Source organism: Catellatospora sp. TT07R-123 (genome assembly GCF_018327705.1).
GTDB lineage: Bacteria > Actinomycetota > Actinomycetes > Mycobacteriales > Micromonosporaceae > Catellatospora.
In genome coordinates, this window is sequence record NZ_BNEM01000001.1 from 2,459,191 (window position 1) to 2,481,411 (window position 22,221).

Sequence of the window (22,221 nt, forward strand, 5' to 3'; positions counted from 1 at the left end):
GCGACCCGGGAGGGGGTGGGGTTTGGATACCGTCGGAGGCCTGCTGGGCGGGCTGGGCGGGCTGCTGAACAGCCTGCTGTCCATCCTGCTGGGCGGTGGACTCGCTCCCCCGGCGCTGCCGCCGCTGCCGCCCGTCCCACCCGTATAGAGCGAACGGGGTGGGCACCCGCGGGTGCCCACCCCGTTCTTCAGTGCGCAGTTTCGGGGAAAGTGCAGGAATCATGGCCGTGGTTCGTGCAGTTTCCCCGAAACTGCACGAACCACGAACCACGAACCACGAACCCCGAGCGCCGGACGAGCCGGCGACGGCGTCAGAGGACGTCGTGGCCCGGGTGGTCGGCGTCGCCGACGTCGACCCGCCGCGGCTCGCTCGGGATCACGCCGAGCTTGCCCGCCTGGTAGTCCTCGAACGCCTGGACCAGCTCCGCCTTGGTGTTCATGACGAACGGCCCGTACGCCGCGACCGGCTCGCGGATCGGCTGGCCGCCCAGGATCAGGACGTCCATCCCGGCCGCGTTGCGGCTCTCCTGCACCGGGTCGGCCGTCACGGTGATCACGTCACCGGGGCCGAACACGGCCAGGTTCCCCAGCTTGACCGGCCGCTTCTCCTCGCCCACGGTGCCCGCGCCCGCCAGGGTGTAGACCAGGGCGTTGAAGTCGGGCCGCCACGGCAGCCGCAGCTGCGCCCCCGGCGCGAGCGTGGCGTGCACCAGCGAGATCGGCGTGTGCGTGACGCCCGGCCCGGGATGCCCGCCCACCTCACCGGCGATGACGCGCAGCAGCACGCCGCCGTCCGGGGAGCTGAGCAGCGACACCTGCCCGGCCCGGATGTCCTGGTAGCGCGGCGGCGACATCTTCTGCCGCGCGGGCAGGTTCACCCACAGCTGGAAGCCGTGGAACAGGCCGCCGGAGACGACCAGCTCCTCCGGCGGGGCCTCGATGTGCAGCAGGCCGCTGCCGGCGGTCATCCACTGGGTGTCGCCGTCGCTGATCAGGCCGCCGCCGCCGTGCGAGTCCTGGTGACGGAAGGTGCCGTCGAGCAGGTACGTCACAGTCTCGAAGCCGCGGTGCGGGTGCCAGGGCGTGCCCTTCGGCTCACCCGGGGCGTATTCCACCTCGCCCATCTGGTCCATGTGGATGAACGGGTCGAGGGCGCGCAGGTCCACACCCGCGAAGGCGCGGCGCACCGGGAAGCCCTCGCCCTCGAAGCCGGACGGGGCGGCAGTGACGGAGACGACCTTGCGGGCCGCGGCCGCCTCACCGGGCTCGGGGACCCGGGGCAGCACGAGCAGGTCGTCCACGGTGATGGCGGGCATCTCTAGCCTCCTGTTGTCGATGACGTCTTGCACAATAGTTGAACCGTCAACGACTTTCCAGCATTCCCGGCCCGGTGTCGCCGCCGCCACTGTCGACCGCCCCACCAGCGGGGCCGGCCCGATCGGCGACCCGGCCGCAAGCGGATCACTTCTGGCAGGTCAGCGTGCCCTTGACGTGGATGTTGCCGCCCGAGAAGTTCGGCGCGTCGGTGTCGAAGGTGATCTTCGGCAGCGACGGGGCGAACGTGCCCTTGTTGCCCGCCTTGAGCGCGGTGTACGAATCCCCGCCCGCGTGCACCGCCAGGGTCGGCATGCTGCCGAGCTCGACCCGCAGGTCGAAGTCCGCCTTGGCGCCGACCTCCTTGGCCGTGAACGCGAAGTAGGCGGTGCTCTCGTCGTACGAGCAGGTCCCGGCCGTTTTCTTGATCGTCTCCCGGATGTCACCGGTGATCACCAGGTCGATCGCGACGACCCCGGTCCTCTCGCCGGTGGCCGCACCGGCACCGGCCGTGGCCGCCGCACCGCCGGAGCGCGGACCGGACGTGCCCGGGCTCTCGTCGGGCCCGCAGGCGGCCAGGCCGAGCATCAGCATCAGGCCACCGGTCGCCAGCACACTCATTCGTATGGATCGCATGGCGCCCATGGTGGCCACCGCGCGACAGCCCGCACCTGAGTGACCGCCACTCAATCGACCCCGCCCCGAGTCGCCATACCGACTCCACCGACGACCGACCGCCGACCGACCGACCGCGTCGATCAGGAAGCCGTGCCGCCGACACGCCGCCGAGCCGTGCCATAAGTTCATGATCGACCGGGGAAACGACGGGGCCGGGGGCCGGGAGGTGGGGTCAGGCTGGTGGGGGGTTGAGGAACTCGATGCGGTTGCCGTGGGGGTCTTCGGTGTGGAAGCGGGGGGTGCCGGGGATCTCGGTGGGGTCGGCCCAGGTGACGGGGTGGCCGGCGGCGGCCAGGCGCTCGGCGAGGGCGTCGAGGTCGGGGCGGATCAGGGCCGGGTGGGCTTTGCGGGCGGGGCGGAAGTCGGTTTCGACGCCCAGGTGCAGCTCGGCACCGTACGGGTCGACGAACCAGCACCCGCCGCGCACGGCCAGCTTCGGCGGCTTGGGCTTCTCGGTCATGCCGAGGACCCCGACGTAGAAGGCCCGCAGCGCGTCCTCGGTCCCCTCAGGGCAGGCGATCTGAACGTGGTGAAGCATGCCCGCAGTCTGGCACGCGATCATCGGCAAAACAAGACGGACGTACGGTTTGCATACCGCGATCGTGCCGAACGGCTGCCCACGATGCGGGTGCGGCTTGCGCGAGAAACAAGACGGACGTACGGTTTAGTGGCGGGCCGCCAGGAGTAAGTCTTGCCTTACCTGCGCGTGCTCGGACCTCTGCGAAAGACTTCAGCTTGTAACAGACCTGCTGTGAAGGAGTACGACGTGGCGAGCCTCGACACGTTCGGTGCCAAGAGCCAGCTGGCCGTCGGCGACGCCAGCTACGAGATCTTCACGATCGACAAGGTGAAGGGGCACGAGCGCCTGCCCTTCAGCCTGAAGATCCTGCTGGAGAACCTGCTCCGCACCGAGGACGGCGCCAACATCACCGCCGACCACATCAACGCCCTGGGCGGCTGGGACCCGACCGCCGAGCCCAGCGTGGAGATCCAGTTCACGCCCGCGCGCGTCCTGATGCAGGACTTCACCGGCGTGCCGTGCGTCGTCGACCTCGCCACCATGCGCGAGGCCGTCCGCGACCTGGGCGGCGACGCCTCCAAGGTCAACCCGCTGGCCCCGGCCGAGCTGGTCATCGACCACTCCGTGATCGCCGACGTGTTCGGGCGCCCCGACGCCTTCGAGCGCAACGTCGAGATCGAGTACGGCCGTAACCAGGAGCGCTACCAGTTCCTGCGCTGGGGCCAGACCGCGTTCAACGAGTTCAAGGTCGTCCCGCCGGGCACCGGCATCGTGCACCAGGTGAACATCGAGCACCTGGCCCGCGTGGTCATGCCGCGCAACGGCCAGGCGTACCCCGACACCGTCGTGGGCACCGACTCGCACACCACCATGGTCAACGGCCTGGGCGTGCTGGGCTGGGGCGTCGGCGGCATCGAGGCCGAGGCCGCGATGCTCGGCCAGCCGGTCAGCATGCTGATCCCGAAGGTCGTCGGCTTCAAGCTGCACGGCGAGCTGCCCTCGGGCACCACCGCCACCGACCTGGTGCTGACCATCACCCAGCAGCTGCGCAAGCACGGCGTGGTCGGCAAGTTCGTCGAGTTCTACGGCCCCGGCGTCACCTCGGTGCCGCTGGCCAACCGGGCCACCATCGGCAACATGAGCCCCGAGTTCGGCTCCACCTGCGCGATCTTCCCGATCGACGCGGAGACGATCGCCTACCTCACGCTCACCGGCCGCCCGCAGGCGCAGATCGACCTGGTCGAGTCGTACGCCAAGGCGCAGGGCCTGTGGCACGACCCGTCGGTCGAGCCGGTCTACTCCGAGTACCTGGAGCTGGACCTGTCGACGGTGGTGCCGAGCATCGCCGGCCCGAAGCGCCCGCAGGACCGGGTCGAGCTGACCGACGCCAAGACCGCGTTCCGCTCGGCGCTGCCGGACTACGTCAAGGACGACGAGACCGACGAGGAGGGCGAGGAGAGCTTCCCCGCCTCCGACGCCCCGGCCTCGAACTCGCGCACCGGCCTGGGCCGCCCGAGCAACCCGACGATGGTCAAGGCCGCCGACGGCAGCGAGTACCAGCTCGACCACGGCGCCGTGGTGATCGCCTCGATCACCTCCTGCACCAACACCTCGAACCCGCAGGTCATGCTGGGTGCGGCGCTGCTGGCCAAGAAGGCCGTCGAGCGCGGCCTGGCCGCCAAGCCGTGGGTGAAGACCACGCTGGCGCCGGGCTCCAAGGTGGTCATGGACTACTACGCCAAGGCCGGGCTGGTGCCGTACCTGGAGAAGCTGGGCTTCCACCTGGTCGGCTACGGCTGCGTGACCTGCATCGGCAACTCCGGCCCGCTGCCGGAGGAGATCAGCGCCGCGGTCAACCACAGCGACCTGGCCGTGGTGTCGGTGCTTTCGGGCAACCGCAACTTCGAGGGCCGGATCAACCCGGACGTCAAGATGAACTACCTGGCGTCCCCGCCGCTGGTCGTGGCGTACGCGATCGCCGGCACCATGGACATCGACCTGGCCCGCGACCCGCTGGGCACCGACGCCGACGGCAACCCGGTGTTCCTCGGCGACATCTGGCCGACCCCGGCCGAGGTCCAGGACACCATCAACAGGTCCATCTCCGCCGAGATGTTCACCAAGGACTACGCCGACGTGTTCGCCGGTGACGAGCGCTGGCAGGGCCTGCCGACCCCGACCGGCGACACCTTCGCCTGGGCCGGTGACTCGACCTACGTGCGCAAGCCCCCGTACTTCGAGGGCATGGCGGCGCAGCCGGGTCCGGTGAGTGACATCGCCGGGGCGCGGGTGCTGGCCAAGCTGGGCGACTCGGTCACCACCGACCACATCTCCCCGGCCGGTTCCATCAAGCCGGACTCGCCCGCGGGCAGGTACCTGGCCGAGCACGGGGTGGACCGCAAGGACTTCAACTCGTACGGCTCGCGCCGGGGCAACCACGAGGTGATGATCCGCGGCACGTTCGCCAACATCCGCCTGCGCAACCAGGTCGCGCCGGGCACCGAGGGCGGCTTCACCCGCGACTTCACCATCGCGGACGCCCCCGTCTCGGCGATCTACGACGCCAGCGTCAACTACCAGGCGGCGGGCATTCCCCTCGTCATCCTGTCGGGCAAGGAGTACGGTTCCGGCTCCTCGCGCGACTGGGCCGCCAAGGGCACCGCGCTGCTGGGCGTCAAGGCCGTCATCGCCGAGTCGTACGAGCGCATCCACCGCTCGAACCTGATCGGCATGGGCGTCCTCCCGTTGCAGTACCCGGCGGGCCAGAACGCGGCCTCCCTCGGCCTCACCGGCGAGGAGACCTTCACCATCACCGGTGTGGAGGCCCTGAACGCGGGCACCACCCCGAAGACGGTGTCGGTCACCACCGACAGCGGAGTGTCCTTCGACGCGGTCGTGCGCATCGACACCCCCGGCGAGGCGGACTACTACCGCCACGGCGGCATCCTCCAGTACGTCCTGCGCAAGATGCTGGAGAACTGAGCAGGGCAACACCATGCGGGGCCGGTCACCAGGTGACCGGCCCCGCGTCGCGTCCGGCGTAGGGTCGTGTCTGTGAGCAACGTGGAGACGGCGCCGGTCGAGATCGAGTGCGGGCGCGAGGAGCAGCCCGAGGGCGCGGTGCACGAACTGCTGCCCGGCCGCGAGGTCGTCCTCGGGGGTACGCGGGGCATGTCGGTCAGCCGCACGCTGCCGCACCGCGACCGGCGCATGGTCGGCGCGTGGTGCTTCGTCGACCAGTACGGCCCCGCCGACCACGACATGCGCGTGCCGCCCCACCCGCACACCGGCCTGCAGACCGTGACGTGGCTGGTCGCGGGCGACGTGCTGCACCGCGACAGCCTCGGCAGCGAGGCGCTGGTCCGCCCCGGCCAGCTCAACCTGATGACCGCCGGGCACGGCATCGCGCACTCCGAGGAGTCTCCCGCCGACCGCACCGGCCCGCTGCACGGGGTGCAGCTGTGGGTCGCCCTGCCCGAGCACGCCCGCCACACGGCCCCGCACTTCGAGAGCCACCGCGAGCTGCCGGTGCTGTCGCTGCCCGGGGCGGCGGTGACGGTGCTCATGGGTGAGCTCGGCGGGGCGATCTCGCCCGCTAAGGCGTACACCCCGATCGTGGGAGCCGAGGCGGCGGTCTTCGCCGACGCCACCGCGGTCCTGCCGCTGCGCCCCGACTTCGAGTACGCGGCGCTGGTCCTCGACGGTGCCGCCGCCGTCGACGGCGTCGACCTGGCGCCCGGCACGATGCTCTACCTCGGCCACGGCCGCGACTGCCTGGAGGTCCGGACCGGCGTCCCGGCGCGGGTGCTGCTGCTGGGCGGCGAGCCGTTCGCCGAGGAGATCGTGATGTGGTGGAACTTCGTCGGGCGCAGCCACGACGACGTCGCCGCCGCGCGCGAGCAGTGGATGTCCGCCGACGACCGGTTCGGCACGGTCACCGGCTACGACGGCGCCCCGCTCCCCGCCCCGGTCCTCCCGGCCACCCCCCTCAAACCCCGCGGCCGCACCCGCTGACCCGCCCGCCCCCGAGTGGCCCTTGATCAGCCAAGTTGCCGGGCAATCGGGGGTATCGAGCGCCCTCATTCGCCCAGTCGCCCGGCAACTTGACCGATCTTGGGCCGCGGGTCAGTCCAGGCCGGGCAGGCCGGCGGGGGCCTGGGCGGCGGCGACGGCGGTCAGGTCGATGACCATCGTGTCCTCGGCGTGGGCCGCCACCGCGGCGACGAAGGCCGCCTTGTCCAGGCGGTACCCGTAGGTCGGGCGGCTGGCGAGCACGACGTCGCGCGGCACGTGCCAGAAGGTGCGGGCGACGCTCTCGGGCAGGACCGGCCGCAGCGGCGCGGGACGCCCGTCGTGGCCCTTGAGGCCGATGTACGTCGTACGCACGACGAGGTGGTCGACGCGGAACAGGTAGATCTCGGCGATCTCCGACCACGGCACGAACGCCGTGGTCCGGCCCTGGATCGGCGGTCGGCCGCCGAACAGGATGCCGGTCTCGTCCACCCGCAGGGCGGGGCGGCCGGAGAGGATCAGCGGGCCGTACAGCGCGAGCAGGGTGAGCGGCAGGGTCAGGCCGCCCGCGACGAGCACGATCGTCGGGTCCTCGGGCAGGTCGAGCAGGGCTCCGGCCGCCGCGGCGAGCACGCCGAGGGCCATGACGGCCTGCGTGATCGGCCCCAGCCGGTACCGGGCGAGGTAGGAAGACATCACAAGATCATGACCCCTCCCCCGCCCCCCGCACAACCCCGTCCGGTCGCGCCCAGGTCTTGGGCGAGTTGCCGGGCAATCGGCGTATCGCGTGCTCGGATACGCCCGATTGCCCGGCAACTCGGGGAAGGAGCCGGGGCGTCAGCGCAGGCCGGCTTCGGCGAGGAGTTCGGCCGTCAGGGCGGTCTCGTCGACGTCGGGCAGGCCGCGGGCGGTGAACCAGGTCGCGACGTTGTGCACGTCGCGGGCCAGGAACCGCTTCCCCTGCGGGTTGGCGACCATGTCCACGATCTGCGGCAGGTCGATGATGACCAGCCGCCCCTCGTGCACCAGGATGTTGTACGGCGACAGGTCGCCGTGGGCGTACCCGGCGCGGGCCAGCACGGTCAGGCCCAGCACCAGCTGCCGCCACAGGTCGGCCAGCTCCTTGCCGTCGGCGCGCACCTGCGCCAGCCGTGGCGCGGCCGTGCCGTCGGGACTGCCGATGAACTCCTGGAGCACCTCGGTGCCGAGAATCTGCACCGGGTACGGCGTGAACGCGGGCACGTCGAGCTGCCCGGCGATCTCCCACAGCCGTACCAGGGCGTTGAACTCCGCCCCGGCCCAGGTGCCGGCGATCGCCTCCTTGCCGAACGAGCTGCGGCTGGCCATGGCCCGGTTGACCCGCGACTCCTTGACCCGCCGCCCCTCCAGGTAGCCCGCGTCGCGGTGGAACATGCGGTGGTCGTGGCTGCGGTAGCGCTTGGCGGCCAGCAGGCAGCCGCGCTCCGTGTGCGGGATGTGGCGGTGCAGCAGGAAGACGTCGGCCTCCTTGCCGGTCTTCAGCACACCACGCTCGACGTCGACCGCGGCCAGCTCGGTGACGAGCCAGTCGGGGTGCGGTTCAGGACCGCGTTCGAGCGGAGTCGACAGGTCCCAGGTGGACCAGCGGTCGCCGAACTCCGGTTTGTCGGGAGTCTCGTCCCACTCGGGCTCTTCGGCGAAGTTCTTCTCGTAGGTCAGTTCGTCGTCGTCGAAATGGTTCCGGCTCTTACCACGGCCGGTACGCGGAAGGTCGTGCTCTCGCACTGGAAGGGCTCCTTGACGGATACGAAGTCAATGAAGAAGGGAGAAGACGGGCAGCACACAGCGACGGCAACCATCACGACTCGACCTCCTTCTGACTTCGCCCAGCATCGAGCTGGGGCCCTGCGGCACAACGCGACCGATTCTGCCAGGCCCGCCCCGGCAGGTGTCAACTCCATTTCCGCCCGAGGTCAGCCCCGCATGCGGTGGGGCGGGTCGGCGGCCAGGACGGCGGCCACCGCCTGGATGGCGCCGTCGGCGATGCGGGTGGGGCCGAACCGGCGCTCGGTCCACTTCCGGCCGCGGTGGATCCACACGCTGGGGATGCCGATGGTGGTGGCACCGCCGATGTCCGCCTCGGGGCTGTCGCCGATCATCCAGGCGCCGCGCAGCCGCATCCGGGCCCGCTCAGCCGCGATCTCGAAGATGCGCGGGTTGGGCTTGCGGCAGTCGACCTCCTGGGAGACGACCCAGTCGGCGACGAACCGGTCCAGGCCGGTCCGGCGGATCTTGCCTTCCTGCTGCCGCGTCTCGCCGTTGGTGACGATCACGGGAATCCACCCGGCGTCGGCGGCGATCCGCAGCGCCGCGCCGACCATCGGGTCGAGCCGGGTGGCCTCGATCTGGCCCTCGTGCAGCTCGTCGACCAGGTCGACGACGGAGTTGCGCAGCCGGTAGCGCTCCCGGATGGCATCCGCGAGATCCCACCGCGAGGTCAGGCCGTCGGCGTCGGCGTCGACCAGCCAGTCGATGTCGTACGGCGGGGCGGCTATCTCGGACAGGAACCGAGAACCCCAGGTCCGGAAAGCGCCCGCGCGGTCGACCAAGGTGTTGTCGAGGTCCAACAGCAACAGAGGCACGCGGGCACCTTACGTGACGGGGGACACGCTGGTGAAGCCCCCTGCGGTCCGAGAAACCTGCCAGAAACGAAATCTACTCGTATCACACCAAGTCTGCATCGACGCCGAACGTGTCCCGGGACCGCGCCGCCTTGATCTGCTGGCGGGCCCAGTTCTCGCTGGGCGTGCGACCGTACTCCCGGGTGGCCCACTCGCGGACGCCGCCCACGGTGACCTCCTCGCCGCGCGCCAGCGCGGCGGCGATCATCTGCTGCACCGGCTCCTGGATGTGGTTGAGCATGCCGCGCGCGGTGATCTCGGAGGTGTCCGACAGCGGGCGGTGGCCCATCGGCTCCCGGCCGGACGGGGCACTCCACACCGACTCCAGCGTGGCGCGCAGCTCCGGGTCGAGGAACGAGCCGCGCTCGTCGCGCTCGGGCACCAGCTCCTGCGAGACCGGCTGCTGCGGCTGCGGTTCCGGCTGGGGCGGGGGCGGCGGGGGCGCGACCGGCGCGGGCGGGGGCGCGACCGGCTGGTGGTGCTGCACCGGCACGCCGTTGCGCGCCGGTTCCGAGACGCGCCAGGCGGCGGAGCGGGCCCGGCGCACCTCGGCGCGCGCGTGCACCTCGACCAGCTTGGCCTGCTGCTCCTCCCGCACCAGCAGCGCGCCGTGCAGGCGGCGCTGGCGCTTGGCCTCGCGCACGTCCTCCAGGTGCGCCAGCGCGTTGCGCACGCTGGGGCGGACGCCCTCCAGCGGCGGGTACACCACCCAGGCGCGGCGGGCGGAGAACGTCGACAGCGGCGCGTACAGCCAGCGCTGGCCGAAGCGCGGGTAGCGGGTCTTGAGCGCCACCTCGTCGTCGTAGGCGGCCATGAACTGGTCGAGCAGCTCGTGGAACATCGCCATCCCGGCGAAGGACAGGAACGCCAGGTAGAGGCCCGCCCACAGCGACCACTCGTCGCGGCCGTGCACGAAGTTCAGCGTGGCCGACACCGTCGCGGCGGCGAGCACGATCTTGTATGCCCGGCCGGGGTGCCGCCCGCGCTTGACCGCCACGAACGCCCAGGCGCCGAACGAGATGCTGATGCCGTCCAGGCTGAGCGGCACCAGGATGTTGGTCCAGTGGTCCCAGGCCATCACGTCGCGCGCGAACCCGGTCAGGCCGATGAAGGACACGCCCATCACCGACAGCCAGACCAGCACCGTCGGGATCAGCGCGGCCAGGAAGGTCGCGGTGTCCTTGGCCTTCTCCCGGCGCGAGGTGAACGCGCCCGGATGGGCCAGCCGGTGCCCGCGGCGTCGCCCCGCGGCCCGTGCCAGTGGCACGCCCACGAGCAGCGACAGCGTCAGCACCGACACGACGAGCACCATGACCCAGGTCGGCACCCAGGTCGTCGTCAACATGTTGAGATCCACGCGCGCACCCTCCCCGGTGAACCGGACATTCGCGGCGTCCGCCGAGGTCGTCCGACCGCTCCGGCGCTCCAGGCGACCGCAGCCGCGAGGATTCTTCCATGCCGACGGGCCGAGCGCGACGCGTCGCAGAGCCGTTACCCATGGTCAAGCCGTACGTACGGATTGCATGTGGCCGGGCGACCTGCGAAGATCGCCTTGTGCCCAGGGTGAGTCAGGACCAGCTCGACGCCCGCCGCCACGAGATCCTCGCGGCGGCCCGCGCCTGCTTCGCCCGCTACGGCTACGAGGGCGCCACCGTGCGCCGGCTGGAGCAGGCCACCGGGCTGTCCCGGGGCGCGATCTTCCACCACTTCCGCGACAAGGACTCGCTGTTCCTGGCCGTGGCCGAGGACGACGCGGTCGAGATGGCCGCGACGGTCGCCGCCAACGGCCTGGTGCAGGTCATGCGCGACCTGCTGGCCCACGCCGGGGACCCGGACGCGGCGGGCTGGCTGGGCACCCAGCTGGAAGTGGCCCGGCGGCTGCGCACCGACCCGGCGTTCGCCAAGCGGTGGGCGCAGCACTCCGACGCGATCGACCTCGCCACCCGCGAGCGCCTCCAGCGCCAGGCCGGGGCGGGCGTGCTGCGCGAGGACGTGCCGCTGGACGTGCTGACGCACTTCCTGGAGCTGGCGTACGACGGGCTGGTCAAGCGCCTGGCGATGGGCGGCTCGGCCGACGACTTCGGCCCGGTGCTGGACCTGATCGAGGAGACGGTCCGCCGCCGCTGAAACGGGCGGTCGGCCCACCCGGGCGCAGACATGACGGGCGCAGACATGACGAACCCCGGGGTTCCGCGCGGGTGCGCGGGGCCGGTCGGACTAACCGGCATCCCCCGGGGCTCGGGTGGCTGCTTGGAATTCGCCGGGCCGCTGACACACGGCCTCGACCATTCCATCGAGCCTGATGGTCTCGACGAAGATCAGTCGATGACAGCCGCCTAGCGGGCAGCCACCTCACGAGTCCTGTAGCTACTCAAAGCTGGACCACCTCCTTTCCCGTGTACAGCGAATCTATCCACGGGATCGGGGGATCGGCAAGAGCATTTTCCGCGGTGGCGTGCCACCGCTACCGTGCGACGGCATGGCATCTTTATCCCCCTGGCACGTGCTGGTCATCGGCTCGGTCTGCTGCACCGTCGTGGTCGTGGCCGCCGTGATCACGCTCGTCATCGTCAACGCCAACAAGAAGAAGTGATCGCTTGACCGGCACCGCACTGCTCCGCCGCCCCGGCCGCCTCCTGGCCGAGGGCATCGTCACCCACATCGACCGCTCCCCCGTCGACCTCGACCTGGCCCTGGCCCAGCACGAGGCGTACGGGCGGGCGCTGGCCGGGCACGGCTGGGCCGTCCGGCAGGCCCCGCTCGCCGACGACTGCCCCGACGCCGTGTTCATCGAGGACCAGGTCGTGGTCGTCGACGACCTCGCGGTGCTGACCCGGTCCGGCGCGCCCGCGCGCCGCGCGGAGTCGGCCGGGGTCGAGGCCGCGGTGCGCGAACTCGGCCTGCGCGTGGCGCGCATCGCGGAGCCGGGCACCCTCGACGGCGGCGACGTGCTCCAGGTCGGCCCGACCGTCTACGTCGGACGCGGCGGCCGTACGAACGGCGAGGGCATCCGGCAGCTGCGCGAGCTGCTGGCACCGCTGGGCCGCACCGTGGTGGCGGTGCCACTGGGCGCGGTGCTGCACCTGAAGTCGGCGGTGACAGCCCTGCCCGACGGCACGTTCCTGGTCCTGCCGCAGCTGGTGCCGACCGGGCTGTTCCCGGCCGTGCGGCCGGTGGACGAGGAGGCGGGCTGCCACGTGGTGCCGCTGGGCGGCGACCGGATCCTGCTCGCGTCGTCGGCGCCGCGTACGGCGGAGCTGCTGGTGGACCTGGGTTTCCAGCCGGTCATCGTCGACATCGGCGAGTTCGAGAAGCTCGAAGGCTGCGTGACCTGCCTGTCGGTCCTGGTTCCCGGCCGGTAGCACGCGGGGCGCATCATGAAGGCCCCTCTTCTTCGAAGGAGACCTTCATGGACGACGGCGCCACCTGGGGCATCCCGGGGCCCACGTTCCTGTGGCTCTATCTCGGCCTGTTCGTGGTGGTGCTGGTCGGCACGCTGATCCACCGGAAGCGGCTGTTCGCCGGCCCGGACTCGGTGCGCGTCGACCAGCTCACCCCGCAGCAGGTCGCCTACCTCAGCGACGGACCGCGCCTGGTCGTCTACGCGTCGCTGGCGTTCCTGCGCCAGTCGCTGGCGATCGAGACCGGCGCGGACGGCCGGCTGCGGCGCGTCGGCGTGCTGCCCGCCGGGGCGACGCCGGTGGACGCGGCGGTGCTGCACGCGGCGGGCAACGGCGCCCGGGTCGGCGAGCTGGCCGCCGAGCGGTCGGTGGCCGCGGCCCTGGAGGAGCTGCGCTCGTCGCTGGAGCGGGCCGGCCTGGTGGTCGCCCCCGAGGTCGCCCGCAGCGCCCGGCGCGGCGGCTACCTGCTGCTCGCGCTGCTGGCGCTGGGCGTGCTCCGGGCCTGGGCGGGCGTGCGCAACGACCGGCCCATCGGCAACCTGATCGCGGTCATGGTCCCGCTGCTGATCGTGAGCGTGGTCGTGCTGGTGATCCGCCGCACCCGCACCCGCGCCGCGACCAACGCGCTGTTCGACGCCAAGAAGCAGTACTTCCACCTCTCCCCCACCCAGCAGCCCTCCTGGGCCACGTACGGGGCGGCCGGGGCGGCCATGGGCGTGGGCCTGTTCGGGGCGGCCGCGCTGTGGAGCGCCGATCCGGCGTTCGCCGCCGAGGCCCAGATCGACCAGGTGCGCCAGCGCGTCGGCAACGACGGCAGCACCTACTACTCGTGCAGCACCGGATCGTCGTGCAGCGGCGGCTCGTCCGACAGCGGCGGCGGCTCGTCGTGCGGCGGCGGGTCCTCGTGCGGCGGTGGCGGCGGGTGCGGGGGATGACCCCGCTGGCCGGGCGCGGTGTCGGCATCGGCTGGCGGCCCGAGATCGCGGGGTTCGTGGCCGAGCTGCCCGGTCTGCGCTTCGTCGAGGTCGTCGCCGAGTCGGTGCCGCACCGCGGCCACGGTGAACCGCCCCCGGCGCTGGCCGCACTGGCCCGCGCCGGGGTCGCCGTCGTGCCGCACGGGGTGAAGCTCTCCCTCGGCGGCGCCGAGCCGGTCGACCCGCACCGCGTCGCGCACCTGGCCCACTGCGCGCAGGTGCTGCGGGCCCCGCTGGTCAGCGAGCACATCGCGTACGTCCGCGCGGGCGGGCTGGAGGCCGGGCACCTGCTGCCGGTGCCGCGCAGCCGGGCGGCGGTCGCCGCGATCGCGGCCAACGTCGCCCGGACCACCGCCGAGCTGGACGTGCCGCTGGCGCTGGAGCCGATCGCGGCGCTGTTCGACTGGCCCGACGACGAGCTGACCGAGGCCCAGTTCCTGACCGAGGTGCTGGACCGCACGGACGCGCTGCTGCTGCTCGACATCGCCAACGTGTACGCCAACGCCCGCAACCGCGGCACCGACCCGCTGGCCCTGCTGGCGGAGCTGCCGCTGGACCGCGTGGCGTACGTCCACGTCGCGGGCGGTTCCGAGCGCGGCGGCCACTACCACGACACGCACACCGACCCGGTGCCCTGGGAGGTGCTGGAGCTGCTGCGGGAACTGTGCGACCGGTCCCGCCCACCGGCGCTGCTGCTGGAACGCGACGGCGACTACCCGCCCGCGGCGGCCCTGCGCGCCGACCTGGACGCCATCAGCGACGCCTCCGGCTACCCGGTGATCACGTGACGGAGGTGTGGCGCGAGGAGCTGGCGCGGCGGCAGGAGGAGCTGGTGCGGGCGCTGGTCGGCGGGGGTGCGCTGCCCGACGGGTTCGTGGCGCGCGACGTGACCGCGACGCGGGACGCGCTGCTGCGCAAGCGGGCCGGCGAGGTGGCCCGGGTGTGGCCGCTGCTGGCCGCCTCGGCCGGGCCCGGCCGGTGGGCGGCGACGTTCGGCGCCTGGGCGGCGGGACGGCCGCCGCAGGGTTCGCTGCGCGACGGCTGGGACTACGCGCGGGCGCATCCGCCGGTGGGCCCGGCCGCGCTGGAGCTTGCGGAGCGGGAGCTGCTGTGGTCGTACGACAGCAGCTCCGCGCCCCGTCCCCGCCGGGGACCCGGCCTGGGCCGGGTGGGCGGGGTGTTCCTGGTCCGCTGGCGCGGACGCGTCCACCGCTGGTCGCGGTAGCCCAGGCCAACGTTAGCCCAGCGCGACAGCCGCCGAATCCACCTGGAGTCCCGGCTGTACGGGCGAGTCGGTCACGGCGCTCTGCTCACCGGTTCGCGGCGACCCTGTCGCCGCGAACTGCGTCCGGTACAGGTCGGCGTACAGGCCGCCCTCGGCGAGCAGCTGCTCGTGGGTGCCGCGCTGGACGATGCGGCCGCCGTCGAGCACCAGGATCTGGTCGGCCTCGCGCACGGTCGACAGCCGGTGCGCGATGACCAGCGAGGTGCGGCCGGTCAGCGCGGTGGTGAGCGCCTGCTGCACGGCGGCCTCGCTCTCGGAGTCCAGGTGTGCGGTGGCCTCGTCCAGGATGACGATCGACGGGGCCTTGAGCAGCAGCCGGGCGATGGCGATGCGCTGCTTCTCGCCGCCGGAGAAGCGGTAGCCGCGCTCGCCGACGACGGTGTCCAGGCCGTCGGGGGTGTTGCGGACCAGGGTCTCGATCTGCGCGGCGCGCAGCGCGGCCCACAGCTCGTCGTCGGTGGCCTCGGGCCTGGCATAGCGCAGGTTCTCGGCGATGGTCTCGTGGAACAGGTGGGCGTCCTGGGTGACCACGCCGATGGTGTCGCGCAGCGACTGCGCGGTGGCGTCGCGCACGTCGACCCCGCCGACGAGCACGGCGCCGGAGGTGGCGTCGTACATCCGGCTGACCAGCATCGAGGTGGTGGACTTGCCCGCGCCGGACGGCCCGACCAGCGCGACCAGCTGACCCGGCTCGACGGTGAACGAGACGCCGCGCAGCACCGGCTCGGTGGCGACCCGGTCGAGCACGGCCACGTCCTCCAGCGAGGCGAGCGAGACCTCGCTGGCGGTCGGGTAGCGGAACACGACGTCGCGGAACTCCACCCGCGAGGCGCGCGGCGGCAGGTCGACGGCGTCGGGCTTCTCGGCGATGGCGGGGGCCAGGTCGAGGATCTCGAAGACGCGGTCGAAGGAGACCAGGGCACCCATCACGTCGACGCGGACATTGGACAGGGCGGTGATCGGGCCGTACAGGCGGACCAGGAGCAGGGCCAGGGCGACCACGGTGCCCGCGCCGATCTGGCCCTTGACCGCGTACCAGCCGCCCAGGCCGTAGACCAGCGCCTGGGCCAGTGACGCGACCAGCATCATGGCCGCGAAGAAGATCCGGGAGAACATGGCGCTCTCCACGCCGATGTCGCGCACCCGCCCGGCCCGCCGCGCGAACCGGTCGGCCTCCACCTCGGGACGGGCGAACAGCTTCACCAGCAGCGCCCCGGCCACCCCGAACCGCTCGGTCATGGTGGCCTGCATACGGGCGTTGAGCTCGTACGACTCCTTGGTGATCTCCGCCAGCCGGTTGCCGACCCGGCGCGCGGGCAGGATGAACAGGGGCAGCAGCACCAGCGACAGCACGGTGATCTGCCAGCTCAGCGTGAACATCACGGCCGCGGTGAGGACGAGCTGGATGATGTTGCCGACCACGCCCGACAGCGTGCTGGTGAAGGCGCGCTGGGCGCCGAGCACGTCGTTGTTGAGGCGGCTGACCAGGGCACCGGTCTGGGCGCGGGTGAAGAACTGCACCGGCAGCCGCTGGACGTGGTCGTACACCCGGGTGCGCAGGTCGTAGATCAGGCCCTCGCCGATGCGGGCGGAGTAGTAGCGCTCGGCCAGCGACAGCAACGCGCTGAGCACGGCCAGGGCCGCGATGTACAGCGCGATCCGGATGACCGTCGCGGCGGCGTCGGGGTCGGGGGCCGCGCCGGGCGGCGGCGCGATCACGTTGACCACGTCCTTCGCCAGCAGCGGGGTGGCCACGCCCATGACCGCGCCGAGCACCACGGTCAACAGGAAGACCGTGATCTCTTTCCGGTACGGCCGGGCGAAGCCGAGAATCCGCTTGGCGGTCTGCCGGCCTATCTTGCGGTCCTCGACACTCTGTCCGCGTCGCATGGAACGCATCAGCTGTTCCATGCCCCCCGCGCCACCTGGATGCATTCCGTGCCTCTCACTAATCCGTCGATCAGCCGCATTAACGCGGCCCGCAAACGGAAAATTCCTTAGCGAGGCTAAGAATATCCTGAGCCCCATTCGGGGCCGAACCGAATGCCTACTCCCCCAGTCCGGCCAGATCCCGAATACGGCGGGTCTGCGCTTCGCGCTCGGCCCGTTCCTGCTCGGCGTGACCACGCCCGGAAGCCCCGGCGAGCAGCGCCTTGATCTCGACGACGGCGTCGCGCGGGCCGGCCAGCACCGCCTGCACCAGGTCGGATGTCGCCGCGTCCAGCTCGTCGCGGGCCACCACCAGGTTGGCCAGGCCGATCCGCTCCGCCTCGGCGGCGCCCACCCGGCGGCCGGTGACGCACAGCTCCAGCGCCCGGCCGTACCCGACCAGGTCGACCAGCCGCTTGGTGCCGGTGAGGTCGGGCACCAGGCCGAGGGTCACCTCGGCCATCGAGAACACGGCGTCGTCGGCGGCGATCCGCAGGTCGCAGGCCAGCGCCAGCTGGAACCCGGCGCCGATCGCGTGGCCCTGCACCGCCGCGACGGTGATCAGGTCAGGACGGCGCAGCCAGGTGAACGCCTGCTGGAACTCCGCGATCCGGTCGGCGCACTCCTGCGGGCTGATCCGGGCCAGCTCCTGGAACTCGCCGCCGGCCACCACGCTCAGGTCCAGGCCCGCGGAGAACGACCGCCCCTCGCCGCGCAGAACCACCACCCGCACGTCACCGGTCAGGCCGCGGGCGAACTCGGTCAGCCCTGCCCACAGCGCCGGGGTCTGCGCGTTGCGCACCTGCGGGCGGTCCAATGTCACCGTCGCGACTGGACCGTCGACAAGTACGCGAAAGCCGGTCGCTGTCTCGTCAGACATCGGCCGGCTCCCACTGCTGCCTTGGTGCAAGCGAAATCATGCCTTCTTCCGCCGCCTGGCTCCGCCGCGCTGCCGCAGGGCCACACCGGACTCGGTGAGCACGCGGTGGATGAACCCGTACGAGCGACCAGTAGACGCTGCCAGCGCGCGGATGCTCTCACCCGACGTGTAGCGCTTCACGAGGTCCTTGGCGAGCGTCTGGCGTTCGGTGCCGACGATCCGGCGACCCTTCTCGGTGGCGGTAGCTGTACCGGTGGCTGCCATGTTGACTTCCTCACGTCCCGGACGATGCGGTTGCGGTCTCACCTATTAGACCGCCTCCGACGATCATGCGCTAGATATCAATTCCATGCCAACCGACACGCAAGGTGCTGTCGGGTACCCGATAGCCCGCATATAGCGTATGGCGCCATGACCGCTGAACCCCCGAGCGACCGCGTCCGACAGTGGCGCGACCTGTTGGGCTGGGCGCTGCTGGCCGGCGCCGGCCTGCTCGTGACCTGGGTGGCGGTGCGCGCCGGGGCACGGCTCGGCACCGCCAGCGCACCGTTTCTCGGCAGCTACCGACTCACGATCTCCCCACTGTCGATGCTCGCGCCGGTGGTCGCCGGCGCCGTCCTGGTGGCCGCCTGGCGCGGTTGGCTGCATCGACTGCCGTGGTGGTCGGTCAGCGTCGGCTCGGCGGTCGCGATGTTCGCCTGGGCGGCCGCGCTGGCCCTGGTCGACGGCGCGGACGGATTCACCCGTTCGCTGTCGCCGGACAGCTACCTGGGCGACGTGCAGGAGGTCGGCGACGACCCGCTGGGCTACCTGAGCACGTTCACCAGCCGCTCGGCCGAGCACACCAGCGCCACCCGCGGGCACCCGCCCGCGCCGGTGCTGCTGCTGTGGGCGGTGCAGCGGCTCGGGGTCAGCAGCCACCTCACGCTGGCACTGCTGGTGACCGCGGTCGGGGCGCTGTCGGTGCCGCTGATCCTGGCCGCGGTGCGCGACATGGGCGGCGAGCAGACCGCGCGGGCGTACGCGCCGGTGCTGATGCTCGCGCCGTACGCGGTGTGGGTGGCGGTGTCGATGGACGCCGTCGTGGCCGCCATCGGGGCGGCGATGACGCTGGCCGGGGTGCGGGCCACCCGGCGGCACGGCTGGCGCGCGGCGCTGTGGGCGGTGCTGGCCGGGCTGCTGCTCGGCGTGGCGGCGCTGTTCTCGTACGCCGCGGCGTGGCTCGGGCTGTCGGTGGTGTGCCTGTACTTCGCGCGCCGCCGGGCCGCCCTGAACCTGTTCAGCGGGCTGGGCGCGCTGCTGCCGGTGCTCGGGGCGGCGACGCTGGGCTTCGCCTGGACCGACGGGCTGGGCGCCGCCTACGACGATTTCAACCAGCGCATCGAGCCGCACCGCTCGGTGCTGTGGTGGAGCCTGATCAGCGTGTGCGCGCTGCTGCTGGCCGCCGGGCCGCCGCTGTACGCGAGCCTGCGCAAGGTGCGCAACACCCCTGGCTGGCCGTTCCTGGTGGGCGCCGCGGCGGCGGTGCTGTTCTCGATCGGGGCCGGGCTGGCGCGCGGCGGGATCGAGCACGCGTGGCTGCCGTACTTCCCCTGGCTGACGATCGCCGCGGTGGCTCCTGAACGCCCCGGCGGGAACCCGGTGCCCGCCCCGCTGATCCTGGTCGCCGTAGGCGCCCTGTCCGCGATGGTCATCGAGGCGGTCCTGTCCACGCCCTGGTAGCGCCGCCCGACGAAAGGAAGGGCACCTTCTCATCGCTTTGCGATGTAGCAGGTGCCCTTCTTAACACTCAGGTCAGGCGAGTTCGACGAGTTCGAGCAGGTCGTCGGACCAGGCGTCCTCGTCGCCGTCGGGCAGGAGGATGGCGCGGTCTGGCTTGAGCGCCGAGACGGCGCCCGGGTCGTGGGTGACCAGGACGATCGCCCCGGGGTATCGGGCGATCGCGTCGAGCACCTGCTCGCGGCTGACCGGGTCGAGGTTGTTGGTGGGCTCGTCGAGCAGCAGCACGTTCGCGCCCGAGCAGACCAGCGTCGACAGCGCCAGCCGGGTCTTCTCCCCGCCGGACAGCACGCCCGCGGGCTTGTCCACGTCGTCGCCGCTGAACAGGAACGCGCCCAGGATGCGGCGCAGCTCGGTGTCGGTCTGCTCCGGCGCGGCCGAGCGCATGTGGTCGAGGATGGTCCGCTCGACGTCCAGCGTCTCGTGCTCCTGGGCGTAGTAGCCCAGCCGCAGGCCGTGACCGGCCTTCACCTCGCCGGTGTCGGGCTCCAGCATGCCCGCGAGCATGCGCAGCAGGGTGGTCTTGCCCGCGCCGTTGAGGCCCAGGATGACCACGCGCGAGCCGCGGTCGACCGCGACGTTGACGTCGGTGAAGATCTCCAGCGAGCCGTACGACTTCGACAGCCCCTCCGCCGTCAGCGGCGTCTTGCCGCAGGCGGCCGGGGTGGGGAAGCGCACCTTGGCCACCTTGTCGGCGGCGCGCACCTCGTCCAGCCCGGAGATCATCTTCTCGGCGCGCTTGGCCATGTTCTGCGCGGCGATGGTCTTGGTGGCCTTGGCACGCAGCTTGTCGGCCTGCGCCATCAGGGCGCCGGCCTTCTTCTCGGCGTTGGCGCGCTCGCGCTTGCGGCGGCGCTCGTCGGTCTCGCGCGCCTCAAGGTAGGTCTTCCAGCCCATGTTGTAGCTGTCGACCACGGCGCGGTTCGCGTCGAGATACCACACCTTGTTGACCACGGCGTCCAGCAGTGAGGCGTCGTGGGAGATGACCACCAGGCCGCCCTTGTGGCCGCTGAGGAAGCTGCGCAGCCAGGTGATGGAGTCGGCGTCGAGGTGGTTGGTCGGCTCGTCGAGCAGCAGGATGCCGCCGCCGGTCTCGGTGGCGTCGCGGAACAGGATCCGGGCCAGCTCGATGCGGCGGCGCTGGCCGCCGGAGAGGGTGCCCAGGGTCTGGGCGAGGACGCGGTCGGGCAGGCCGAGGTTCGCGCAGATGCGGGCGGCCTCGGACTCGGCACCGTATCCGCCGAGGGCGGAGAACTGGTCCTCCAGCTGCCCGTAGCGCCGCATGAACTTGTCGTCCTCGGCGAGGCGGCCCTCCAGGGCCTTCATCTCGTTGCGCAGCACGTCCAGGCCGCGGGCGGACAGCACCCGGTCGGCGGCGGTGATCTCGAGGTCGCCGGTGCGCGGGTCCTGCGGCAGGTAGCCGACGGGTCCGCGCCGGTCGACCAGCCCCGCGTAGGGCGAGCCCTCCCCTGCGAGCACCTTCAGGGTGGTGGTCTTGCCGGCACCGTTGCGGCCGACGAGGCCGATGCGGTCGCCGGGCTGGACCCGCAGAGCGGTCTCCCCCAGGAGGATGCGCGCGCCTGCGCGCAGTTCCAGGCCGGTGGCCGTGATCATGATCTCTCCCAGGTCGGGGGCGGCCACCGGGTGGCACAGGGAACGAGGAACCCATTCTACCGGGGGTGCCGACCATGCCTGCCACGGCATTTGGCCGTTCGACGCCATGATTTGGGTGTAATTGCCCACAAACATGCTTAGGCTGGCCAACGTGAGCATCAATGAAAACGCCGAACTCGACCCGTCCCAGGTCGAGGACATGCGTGGGCAGGGCGGCGGAGGCGGCGGAGGCGGCTTCAACTTCCCACCCATGGGCGGCGGCGGAGGCGGCGGCATGGGCGGCGCCGGTGCCGGTTGCCTGGGCGCCCTGCTGCCCAGCCTGCTGCGTAGCAAGATCGGCATGGTGGTGCTGCTGGTCGGGGCGCTGTGCGTGGGCATCCTGCTGTGCACCGGCGGCGGTTCCGGCATCTTCAGCGGTCTCGGCGGGGTCGAGCAGCCCGCCACCCAGAAGCAGCCCGGCGACACGGGCGCCACCGGGGACCTGGCCACCAAGTGCGGCAAGGACAACCCCGACCGCTTCAACGACGCGGCCTGCCGCAACCTGCTCTACATCAACTCGATCCAGAACTACTGGCAGAGCGCGATGCCGCAGTACTTCGGCCAGCCGTACCAGAAGGCGACCACGCGGTACTTCACCGGCTCGGTCAACACCGCGTGCGGCCCGGCCACCTCCGGCGTCGGCCCGTTCTACTGCCCCGGCGACAACCACGTGTACATCGACCTGGCCTTCTACAACGAGCTGGCCAGCCGGTTCGGCGCCAAGGGCCAGTTCGCCCAGGCGTACGTGCTCGCCCACGAGTACGGCCACCACATCCAGACCCTGACCGGCACCGAGGCCCAGGTGCGCCGCGCCCAGCAGCGCGACCCGTCCAACGCCAACCGCTACTCGGTCGCGATGGAGCTCCAGGCCGACTGCTACGCCGGGGTGTGGGCCAACGCGGCCAGCAAGACCACGGACGCCACCGGCGCCCCGCTGTTCAAGAGCGTCACCCAGCAGGACATCGACCAGGCGCTCGAAGCGGCCGCGGCCGTCGGCGACGACGCGATCCAGCAGAAGGCCGGCGCCCGGATCAACCAGGACGCGTTCACGCACGGCTCGTCCGAGCAGCGCCAGCAGTGGTTCAACCAGGGCTACACCAGCGGCGACCCCCGCAAGTGCAACACGTTTTCATAGGC

At 71.8% G+C, this 22,221-nt stretch carries 21 protein-coding genes; 10 read left to right on the forward strand and 11 right to left on the reverse strand.

From position 1 onward, the window contains the following. Positions 1-22: 22 nt before the first annotated feature. A complete protein-coding gene (locus Cs7R123_RS40705) occupies positions 23-148 on the forward strand; it encodes a hypothetical protein (protein WP_280517287.1) in 126 nt (41 codons plus the stop codon). 163 nt (positions 149-311) lie between these two features. On the opposite strand, the gene Cs7R123_RS10400 is transcribed toward Cs7R123_RS40705, so the two are convergent. From Cs7R123_RS10400 to Cs7R123_RS10410, 3 genes are all read right to left on the reverse strand, one after another. Beyond that, a complete protein-coding gene (locus tag Cs7R123_RS10400) occupies positions 312-1,316 on the reverse strand; it encodes a pirin family protein (RefSeq protein ID WP_212825547.1) in 1,005 nt (334 codons plus the stop codon). 145 nt (positions 1,317-1,461) lie between these two features. Further along, positions 1,462-1,950 (reverse strand): hypothetical protein, encoded by a 489-nt coding sequence (locus Cs7R123_RS10405; protein ID WP_212825548.1) that lies wholly within the window; start codon positions 1,948-1,950, stop codon positions 1,462-1,464. A 214-nt stretch (positions 1,951-2,164) separates the two neighbouring features. Continuing rightward, on the reverse strand, positions 2,165-2,530 hold the full coding sequence (locus tag Cs7R123_RS10410) for a VOC family protein (protein WP_212825550.1): 366 nt from the start codon (positions 2,528-2,530) through the stop codon (positions 2,165-2,167). A gap of 213 nt (positions 2,531-2,743) precedes the next feature. On the opposite strand from Cs7R123_RS10410, the gene acnA reads away from it, so the two are divergent. Beyond that, positions 2,744-5,494: an aconitate hydratase AcnA gene (gene acnA / locus Cs7R123_RS10415; RefSeq protein WP_212825552.1), complete on the forward strand. Its 2,751-nt coding sequence runs from the start codon at positions 2,744-2,746 to the stop codon at positions 5,492-5,494. A gap of 72 nt (positions 5,495-5,566) precedes the next feature. Next, on the forward strand, positions 5,567-6,526 hold the full coding sequence (locus tag Cs7R123_RS10420; RefSeq protein ID WP_244871745.1) for a pirin family protein: 960 nt from the start codon (positions 5,567-5,569) through the stop codon (positions 6,524-6,526). A 111-nt stretch (positions 6,527-6,637) separates the two neighbouring features. On the opposite strand, the gene Cs7R123_RS10425 is transcribed toward Cs7R123_RS10420, so the two are convergent. The 4 genes from Cs7R123_RS10425 to Cs7R123_RS10440 form a co-directional block, all read right to left on the reverse strand. Beyond that, positions 6,638-7,219 carry a hypothetical protein gene (locus Cs7R123_RS10425; RefSeq protein WP_212825554.1) on the reverse strand — a complete coding sequence of 194 codons (582 nt, stop codon included), beginning with the start codon at positions 7,217-7,219 and terminating at the stop codon, positions 6,638-6,640. A gap of 141 nt (positions 7,220-7,360) precedes the next feature. Beyond that, entirely contained in the window at positions 7,361-8,287 is a 927-nt protein-coding gene (locus Cs7R123_RS10430) for a serine protein kinase RIO (protein WP_212825556.1), read from the reverse strand. Between the two features lie 188 nt (positions 8,288-8,475). Further along, on the reverse strand, positions 8,476-9,144 hold the full coding sequence (locus Cs7R123_RS10435; RefSeq protein ID WP_212825558.1) for an HAD family hydrolase: 669 nt from the start codon (positions 9,142-9,144) through the stop codon (positions 8,476-8,478). 82 nt (positions 9,145-9,226) lie between these two features. Further along, on the reverse strand, positions 9,227-10,540 hold the full coding sequence (locus Cs7R123_RS10440) for a DUF2637 domain-containing protein (RefSeq protein ID WP_212825560.1): 1,314 nt from the start codon (positions 10,538-10,540) through the stop codon (positions 9,227-9,229). A gap of 197 nt (positions 10,541-10,737) precedes the next feature. On the opposite strand from Cs7R123_RS10440, the gene Cs7R123_RS10445 reads away from it, so the two are divergent. From Cs7R123_RS10445 to Cs7R123_RS10465, 5 genes are all read left to right on the forward strand, one after another. Continuing rightward, positions 10,738-11,310 carry a TetR/AcrR family transcriptional regulator gene (locus Cs7R123_RS10445; RefSeq protein ID WP_212825562.1) on the forward strand — a complete coding sequence of 191 codons (573 nt, stop codon included), beginning with the start codon at positions 10,738-10,740 and terminating at the stop codon, positions 11,308-11,310. A gap of 470 nt (positions 11,311-11,780) precedes the next feature. Beyond that, positions 11,781-12,545 carry a dimethylargininase gene (ddaH, locus tag Cs7R123_RS10450; RefSeq protein ID WP_212825564.1) on the forward strand — a complete coding sequence of 255 codons (765 nt, stop codon included), beginning with the start codon at positions 11,781-11,783 and terminating at the stop codon, positions 12,543-12,545. 47 nt (positions 12,546-12,592) lie between these two features. Beyond that, positions 12,593-13,519 carry a TIGR04222 domain-containing membrane protein gene (locus tag Cs7R123_RS10455; protein ID WP_212825566.1) on the forward strand — a complete coding sequence of 309 codons (927 nt, stop codon included), beginning with the start codon at positions 12,593-12,595 and terminating at the stop codon, positions 13,517-13,519. Continuing rightward, positions 13,516-14,346, forward strand: a complete 831-nt coding sequence (locus tag Cs7R123_RS10460; RefSeq protein WP_212825568.1) for a DUF692 domain-containing protein — start codon at positions 13,516-13,518, stop codon at positions 14,344-14,346. The genes Cs7R123_RS10455 and Cs7R123_RS10460 overlap by 4 nt, the downstream gene beginning before the upstream one ends. Further along, a complete protein-coding gene (locus tag Cs7R123_RS10465; RefSeq protein WP_244871746.1) occupies positions 14,343-14,783 on the forward strand; it encodes a hypothetical protein in 441 nt (146 codons plus the stop codon). Before Cs7R123_RS10460 ends, Cs7R123_RS10465 begins: the two co-directional genes overlap by 4 nt. A 12-nt stretch (positions 14,784-14,795) precedes the next feature. Here Cs7R123_RS10465 and Cs7R123_RS10470 read toward each other — a convergent pair whose 3' ends face one another. The 3 genes from Cs7R123_RS10470 to Cs7R123_RS10480 form a co-directional block, all read right to left on the reverse strand. Continuing rightward, complete coding sequence (locus Cs7R123_RS10470) at positions 14,796-16,778, reverse strand: ABC transporter ATP-binding protein (RefSeq protein ID WP_212825570.1); 1,983 nt, start codon at positions 16,776-16,778, stop codon at positions 14,796-14,798. Positions 16,779-16,890: 112 nt separating this feature from the next. After that, positions 16,891-17,652, reverse strand: a complete 762-nt coding sequence (locus Cs7R123_RS10475) for an enoyl-CoA hydratase/isomerase family protein (protein WP_212825572.1) — start codon at positions 17,650-17,652, stop codon at positions 16,891-16,893. A 36-nt stretch (positions 17,653-17,688) separates the two neighbouring features. After that, positions 17,689-17,916 (reverse strand): helix-turn-helix domain-containing protein, encoded by a 228-nt coding sequence (locus Cs7R123_RS10480; RefSeq protein WP_212825574.1) that lies wholly within the window; start codon positions 17,914-17,916, stop codon positions 17,689-17,691. A gap of 147 nt (positions 17,917-18,063) precedes the next feature. Here Cs7R123_RS10480 and Cs7R123_RS10485 point away from each other — a divergent pair, with 147 nt between their 5' ends. Continuing rightward, the gene (locus Cs7R123_RS10485; RefSeq protein ID WP_244871747.1) at positions 18,064-19,374 is read left to right on the forward strand and encodes a hypothetical protein; all 1,311 of its coding nucleotides are present in this window, start codon (positions 18,064-18,066) and stop codon (positions 19,372-19,374) included. A 72-nt stretch (positions 19,375-19,446) separates the two neighbouring features. On the opposite strand, the gene Cs7R123_RS10490 is transcribed toward Cs7R123_RS10485, so the two are convergent. Next, complete coding sequence (locus Cs7R123_RS10490; protein WP_212825576.1) at positions 19,447-21,045, reverse strand: ABC-F family ATP-binding cassette domain-containing protein; 1,599 nt, start codon at positions 21,043-21,045, stop codon at positions 19,447-19,449. Positions 21,046-21,196: 151 nt separating this feature from the next. Here Cs7R123_RS10490 and Cs7R123_RS10495 point away from each other — a divergent pair, with 151 nt between their 5' ends. Beyond that, positions 21,197-22,219, forward strand: coding sequence for a neutral zinc metallopeptidase (locus tag Cs7R123_RS10495; RefSeq protein ID WP_212825577.1), 1,023 nt, complete (start codon positions 21,197-21,199; stop codon positions 22,217-22,219). The last annotated feature ends 2 nt before the right edge of the window (positions 22,220-22,221 follow it).